Annotated in this window: 3 protein-coding genes; all 3 read right to left on the reverse strand. The window is 70.8% G+C overall.

Annotation, left to right across the window (positions count from 1 at the left end; genetic code table 11):
- Positions 1–6: 6 nt before the first annotated feature.
- From nrfD to fdh, 3 genes are read right to left on the reverse strand one after another with little or no spacing between them, the layout of a single operon-like run.
- Positions 7–1,179 (reverse strand): NrfD/PsrC family molybdoenzyme membrane anchor subunit, encoded by a 1,173-nt coding sequence (nrfD, locus tag AB0O48_RS29240; RefSeq protein WP_365069271.1) that lies wholly within the window; start codon positions 1,177–1,179, stop codon positions 7–9.
- Complete coding sequence (locus AB0O48_RS29245; RefSeq protein ID WP_365069278.1) at positions 1,176–2,303, reverse strand: 4Fe-4S dicluster domain-containing protein; 1,128 nt, start codon at positions 2,301–2,303, stop codon at positions 1,176–1,178. Before AB0O48_RS29245 ends, nrfD begins: the two co-directional genes overlap by 4 nt.
- Positions 2,296–5,568, reverse strand: coding sequence for a formate dehydrogenase (gene fdh, locus AB0O48_RS29250; protein WP_365069272.1), 3,273 nt, complete (start codon positions 5,566–5,568; stop codon positions 2,296–2,298). The genes AB0O48_RS29245 and fdh overlap by 8 nt, the downstream gene beginning before the upstream one ends.
- Positions 5,569–6,704 lie beyond the last annotated feature (1,136 nt).

The following is a 6,704-nucleotide window of genomic DNA, read 5'->3' on the forward strand; positions in this document are numbered from 1 at the left end:
ATTCGATCACACCGCGGGCGGGGCCGCCCGATCAGCTGGAAGATCCATGCCGGTTCGTCGGGCGTCGGCCCGCGCACGCTGCGGCACCACCGTGTAGCGAGGGTCACGGGCGGAGGCGACGCCACCGTAGAAGATGCCGAACCGGGTCGCCACCGACGCGGCCAGCAGCGCGGCACCGGACAGCGCGCTGACCGCCCGGCTGCGCCGACCGAGCAGCGCACCGGCGACCCCACCGACGGTCAGCATCCGGCTGGCACGCAGCAGCCGACCGGGCCGGCCCTGCCGGTAGGGCTCACTGAGCAGGCCGAGGCGGGTCTCCACCCGGTGCGTGCCGTACAACTCCAGGGCCGCGCCGGCCACCGCCATCCGGCGGGCCGGACCCGCCTGCGCCGACGGCGCGGCGAGCAGACCCACGCCGGCGCCGCTGGCCAGGGCGCTGCCCGCGAAGATCACCGGCAACTCGGGGTACGCCTCGTGCCACGACGGCACCGCCGTGTCGGCGAGCAGGACCCCGGTGTACGTGGCCAGCGCGGGCGCGGTCCCGGCGGCGAGCAGCCCGGCGGCGTGCCCGAGCGGCGGCAACGCCCGGCCGGCCAGCCCGAGCGGGCCGTGCCGAGGCAGCCGGCCAGCGACCTCGGCGATCGCGGCGACGCCCGCGGCCGGCCCGTACGCGGTGAGGATCCAGGTGCCCATCGACATCGGCGAGGTCGGCTTGGCCACCCGCAGCATGTGGTGGAACCGCGCCGGCCGGCCCAGGTCCCGGATCAGGAAGACGGCGCTGGCGCTGACGGCCGCCAGCGCGGTCACCCGACCGGCGCGACGCAGCGCCGGCCGCCCGGTGAACTGCCCACCCGCGGCGAGCAGCGACGAGCCGGCCGCCAGCCCACCGGTGAACAGGTACGCCGCGATGTCCCACTTCCAGACCGGCGCCTTGAGGATCGGCCGACCGTAGTACGAGGTGAACTCGGCCTCCGGCACCCGCAGTTCCTCGCCACCGCCGCGACGCCCGCCTCCGCGACGCCCGCCCCGCCGGCCGGGGGGTTCTGCGGTGCGCCGCTGCTGCGAGGTCAGGTCCAGTGGGCCGGTGTCGGCGGCGGCCGACGGGCCGGAGTCGTTGGCGGTGAGCCGGTCGCGGAAGCGGCGGAAGCGGTCACCCACCTCGGGGCGGTGGGCGTTCACGAGGAACGTCCGACGAACGCGGCGACGGTCGCCGCCGCCATGGTGAGGGCGGCGAGCCCGGCGCGCTTCCACATCTTCGGCAGGTCACGGGTGGTCACGACCGGGTCCGGCGGCAACCCGTACACCTCGGGCTCGTCCAACAACAGGAAGAACGCCCCGTCACCACCCACACCGTCATGCGGGTCGTGCCCGTACAGGCGAGCCTCCGGCACCCCCCGCCCCCGCAACGTCGCCACCCGCGTGGCCGCCCGCTCCCGCAACTCCTCCAGGGGCCCGTACTGGATCGACTCCGTCGGACACGCCTGCGCACACGCCGGCGTCATCCCCGCACCCAACCGGTCATAACACAGTGTGCACTTCCACGCCCGACCGTCATCCTTACGCTGATCGATCACCCCATACGGACACGCCGAAATGCAGTACCCACACCCGTTGCAGATGTCCTCCTGCACCACCACCGTCCCGAACTCCGTCCGGAACAACGAACCCGTCGGACACACATCCAAACAAGCCGCATGCGTGCAGTGCTTACAGACATCCGACATCATCAACCACCGGAAATCGGTACGCTCCTCGACGCCCGTCCCCCGCCCCGGCGGCTGCGCCCCCGGCATCCCCAGGAACTGCGGACCCGCGCCACCCTGGCCCGCGCCACCCTGGCCCGCGGCGGTCGGACCGGCGGCGAGCGGGGCGCCGAGCACATCCGCCGGCGCGCCTCCGGCCATCCGCGCGGCGGCGGACGGCGAGCCGGTCGGCACCCCCGGGTCCGTGCCGGTGCCCTGACTGGTGCCAGCCGCCACGGCCGCCGACGCCGCGCTGACCGAACCGCCGGTCGGCATGCCCGCGAACGGCGGGGCGCGGTGCCCGGCCGGCCGGGGTTGCTCGATGAACGCCACGTGTCGCCACGAGTTCGCGGTCAGCGCGCCGGTGTTGTCGTACGACATGCCGAGCAGGTCCAGGCCACTTCCCGGGACGCCGTTCCACTCCTTGCAGGCCACCTCGCAGGCCTTGCAACCGATGCAGACGCTGGTGTCGGTGAAGAACCCCATCCGCGGCGGCGCGTTCTCGTAACCCGCCTCGGGTGCCGGATCCAACGGGCCGTACAGGCTGTTCGGGTCAGGAATCACCGCGCTCCTCCCCCGGGCTGTCGGTGGTGACGGTCGGGGCGTGCTGGCCGGGGGTGATCCCGGCGCGCCGCTGGTAGTCGGCCACCAGGTCGAGCAACGCCGGCCCGGTGGGCCGCCGGCCCGGCCGGACATCGCAGGTGCCGACCTTGCTCTCCTGGATCAGGACGTTCGGATCCAGACTGATCCCGAACAGGTCGTTGGCCGAGTCGCCGGTCACCAGACCCTCGAAACCGAAGTGGTACGGCAACCACACCTGGTGGATGATCCGACCGTCCACCCGCAGCGGAGTGAGCCGATCGGTCACCAACACCTTCGCCTCGATCACCGCGCGACCACTGACCAGGTGCGCCCACCCCAGATGGGTCAGCCCCGCCTCGCTGGCCAACTCCGGTGACACCTCCACGAACATCTCCGGTTGCAGCTCGGCAAGCGTCCGGACGGTCCGACTCATCCCACCGGCGGTGTGGTGCTCGGTGAGCCGGCTGACCGTGAACACGTACGGGAACACCTGACTGTGCTCCTGCGGTGGGCTCGGGTTCACCGAGTTCACCGGATGCGCGTACATCTTGCGGGTCGGGTTGGCCTGCTGCCGGTAGAGCGGGTTACGCACCGGCGACTCCACCGGCTCGTAGTGCGTGGGCATGGGTCCGTCCAGGACACCGCTGGGCGCGTACAGCCAACCCTTGCCGTCACCCTGCATCACGAACGGGTCGTCACCGGCGATGCCCTCCGTGCCGGACGCGCCGGGTGGCGGCCGGTACGACGGCGGTTTGGTCTTCTCGAAGTCCGGCACGTCGTAACCGGTCCACTCGCCCTTCTCCGCGTCCCACCACACGTAACGTTTGCGCTCACTCCACGGGTTGCCGTCCGGGTCGGCGGAGGCACGGTTGTAGAGGATGCGTCGGTTCGCCGGCCACGCCCACCCCCACTCGGCGGCCACCCAGTCCTGCTCGTGTCGGGACTTGCGCCGCGCCGCCTGGTTCACGCCGTCGGCGTACACCCCGGTGTAGATCCAACAGCCGATCGCGGTGGAACCGTCCGCGCGGGCCTCGGCGAAGCTGGACAGTGGGCGGCCGCTCGCCACGTCGTACCCGTTGATCTCGCGCAGCACCGACTCGGCGCTCGGCTCCGCGTGCGGGCCGTGGGTGGGGTAGTCCCAGGTGAGGTCGAGCAGTGCCCGGTCGCGCGGCAGCTCCGAGTCGGCCAGCTTCTCCCGCAGCTTGCGACCCAGGTGGTAGAAGAACCACAGCTCGGAGCGGGCGTCGCCCGGCGGCTCGACGGCCTTCTCCCGCCACTGCAACAGCCGCTGCGTCTGGGTGAACGTGCCCTCCTTCTCCACATGCGAGGCGGCGGGCAGGAAGAACACCTCGGTCCGGCACTCCTCGGGCACGATCTCCCCGGTGGCGACCTCCGGGCCGTTCTGCCAGAACGTGGCGCTCTCGATCATGAACAGGTCCCGGACGACCAACCAGTCGAGGTTGGCCATGCCGAGGCGCTGCGCCCGGCCGTGCGCGGAGCCGACCGCCGGGTTCTGACCCAGCAGGAAGTATCCCTTGATCTTCCCGTCGATCATGTTGAGCACCTGCTGGTAGGTGCCGTGATCACCGGTCAACCGGGGCAGGTACCCGTAACAGAAGTCGTTCTCCGGCGTCGCCGCGTCACCCCAGTACGCCTTGAGCAGGCTGGCCGCGAACGACCGCGCGTTGCCCCAGAACCCCTTCTGGCCGGGGTGGCGGATGCTGTCCACCCACTCGTCGAAGCTCGGGTGCTCGGCGTGGTGCGGCATCGGCAGGTACCCGGGCAGCAGGTTGAACAGCGTCGGAATGTCCGTCGAGCCCTGAATGCTGGCGTGCCCCCGCAGCGCCATCACCCCGCCACCGGGGCGACCCATGTTGCCGAGCAGCAGCTGGATGATCGCGCCGGTGCGGATGTACTGCACACCCACGCTGTGCTGCGTCCACCCCACCGAATAGATCAGCATGCCGGTGCGGTCCCGACCGGAGTTGCGCGTCCACGCCTGCGCCAACTCCAGGAACTGCTCCCGCGGGATCCCGCAGACCCGCTCCACCATCTCCGGGGTGTAGCGGGCGAAGTGCCGCTTGAGGATCTGGTAGACGCAGCGCGGATGCTGCAACGTCTCGTCGCGTTCGGTCTGCCCGCTCACCCGCGCGCCGTGCGACTCGTGCGTCAGCCCCGCGGCGCTGTCCCGCTCCTGGTCGGTGTGCCCACTGCCGGACGAACCCTCGTGCCCCGCGTACTGCCAGCTGTCCTGCACGTAGCTGCCGGTCTCCGGGTCGAACCCGGAGAAGAACCCGTCGCCGTCCTCGGTGTCGACGAACTCCTCGCTGACGATCGTCGCCGCGTTGGTGTACGACAGCACGTACTCGCGGAAGTCCAACTCGTTGTCCAGGATGTAGCGCACCACCCCGCCGAGCAGGGCGATGTCCGTGCCCGCCCGGATCGGCAGGTACGCGTCCGCGACCGCGCTGGTGCGGGTGAACCGGGGATCGACGTGGAACACCTTCGCGCCGTTGCGCTTGGCCTCCATCACCCACTGGAAACCCACCGGGTGCGCCTCAGCCATGTTCGACCCCTGGATGATGATGACGTCAGCGTTGGCGATGTCCTGCTGGAAATCCGTCGCACCGCCACGACCGAAGCTGGCCCCCAGACCGGGGACGGTGGCGGAGTGTCAAATACGGGCCTGGTTCTCGATTTGGAGAGCCCCCATCGCGGTGAACAACTTCTTGATGAGGTAGTTCTCCTCGTTGTCCAGCGTCGCCCCACCCAGGCTGGAAAAACCCAGCGTCCGGTTCAGCGGCCGACCCTCGACGTCGACGTCCTCCCAGGTCTGCTCACGGGCCGCGAGCATCCGGTCGGCAATCATGTCCAGCGCGGTGTCGAGGTCCAGATCCTCCCACTGCGTCGAGTACGGACGGCGGTAACGAACCGTCGTCTGCCGCAGCGGACTGGTCACCAGACTCTTACTGGCCGAACCCTTCGGGCACAGTCGACCCCGCGAGATCGGGCTGTCCGGGTCGCCCTCGATCTGGCTGACCTGGCCGTCCTTGACGTACACCCGCTGACCACAACCCACCGCGCAGTACGGGCAGACCGAACGGGCGACGCTGTCGGCGTCCTCGGTGCGGGCGGTCAACGCTGCCGACCGGGCGGACTGGGCCGCAGCACCCCGGCCCAGCGGGTCCGTGCCGGTGAGCTGCCGGTAGACCGGCCAACCCTCGATGAAGGTCCGCAGACCCATGCCCCGACACCCCCTCCCACGCGAGCGACCCCATGAACATAGGCCAGCCGAGACATGTTCGCGAGCGGGGGCAGGCAGACAGCGCCGCCCCGGCCTTGTGGGCCGGGGCGGCGCTGGTGTCGGTGTGCAGGTCGCCTCGCGGCGAGTGGCGCGACGCGGCTCCAGCCGAACGGTATTCCGCGAAGGCGATATTAGGTGAGGCCCGGGGACACTGAGTCACACCGACACCCTCCACAACCAGCCAGGCCCCCACGTTGTTCCCACGCCCCTCCCTACCGCCAAGCCGCCACACGACGGTGGCCGGCAGCGCGGTCAGCGTCGCGCGCTCGCGGTAGGGATAACGGTCGCGATGGCAGTCCGCGCGGCCGTGGTCGTGCGGTCGCGGCGGCAGTCGCAGTGGCGATCGTGCGGTCGCGGTGGGGGTAACGGTCGCGGTGGCAGTCGCGGTCACGGCGGGCGGTCGCGCGGCGGCAGTCGCGGACGTGCTGGTGCTGGTGCTGGTGCTGGTGCCCTTGCCCTTGCCCTTGCCCTTGCCCTTGCCCTTGCCCTTGCCCTTGCCCTTGCCCTTGCCCTTGCCCTTGCAAGATCGTGCTCGATCCTTGTTGTAGTGGCCACCGTTGCCGATCGAGGGGACTACAACCAGGATCGAGCACGATCTTGGCCGCGGTGGGCGGTCGCGCAGTGGCGGTCGGCGGTCGGCGGTCGGCGGTCGGCGGTCGGCGGTCGGCGGTCGGCGGTCGGTTAGATCTTGGACAGTTACCGTTTCGCGCGAACGGAAACTGTCCAAGATCTGCGAACAACCACCGATCAGGTCGGGGTAATCAGCTCCCCGGCACGCCCGAGAGGTGCGTCGGGCACCTCACCGCTCAGCCGCGTTCGATCTCGGCGGAGCGGGACGCGGCCAGTGCGGTGGTCAGCGCGGAGCACCGACCGGGCGGCGGATACGCCGCTGGCCGGCACCCGGTTTGCGGGGTGCCGGCCAGCGGTCCGTGTAGTCCGGTAGTGCGGTAGTGCGGTGGGTCAGCTGTTCCAGTGCTGGCTGACGAGGTCGGTGGCCTGCTGCTCCCACTGGGCGTAGGCGTCGGGGTAGGCGGAGACCTGGACGGTCTGCGCGGCCTCGGTCAGCGGCATGTCCT

The organism is Micromonospora sp. NPDC085948, from assembly GCF_040686315.1.
GTDB lineage: Bacteria > Actinomycetota > Actinomycetes > Mycobacteriales > Micromonosporaceae > Micromonospora.